The sequence below is a fragment of the Lichenicoccus roseus genome (genome assembly GCF_005844085.1).
Lineage (GTDB): Bacteria > Pseudomonadota > Alphaproteobacteria > Acetobacterales > Acetobacteraceae > Lichenicoccus > Lichenicoccus roseus.
Genome location: NZ_VCDI01000026.1, coordinates 1 through 562 on the forward strand (window position 1 = coordinate 1; position 562 = coordinate 562).

Genomic DNA, 562 nt, shown 5'->3' on the forward strand with positions numbered 1-562 from the left:
GAAGTTCATCAGTGTGATGTCCCCGCCGTTGGGGCCGGGGAGGACATCCGGATCTGGATGCCCAGGCGTGGCGGGCGAGGTGAAATCAAAGCTGCGCCGCTTGAGATCGAAGGCTTCTGCGATGGGATAGCCGATGCCGACGACAACCGCGGGCTCAACCCGACTCTGGATGCCGGTCTCGAGGTTGGTGCGGATGATCTCCGACACGAGACCGGTCCAGGCGTTGCCGTCGACAACATAGATGACAGGATAGCCCCCGGTCGGCGCCGGTGCCGCTGGCGTTGCGACGATGATCCTGTAGGAAGCACCTACTTCTGGTTTAAGTATGGCCTGTTGCAGCTCTGGCAGGTCAAATAGGGCCCAGGTGATGGGTTGTGCGGCCTGGGCAATGAGCGGCATGACGAAGCAGGCAAGGATCGCCAAGGCAGCGGCGAAGCGTCTTCTGAAATGGCATGCGGTGATGAAACATATCGATATCATCCGACATTCTCTATGTCTTTGGTGAGATACGCCGCCATCTGCCCCTGCGCTGACTTGAACGAAAGTTACACGATTGGCTTCG

The 562-nt window shown here is 58.9% G+C and carries 1 pseudogene; it reads right to left on the bottom strand.

Going from position 1 to position 562, the window contains the following annotated elements:
* Positions 1 to 423, bottom strand: a pseudogene (locus FE263_RS21935) (alpha/beta hydrolase-fold protein); the annotation flags it as partial.
* Positions 424 to 562: the final 139 nt, after the last annotated feature.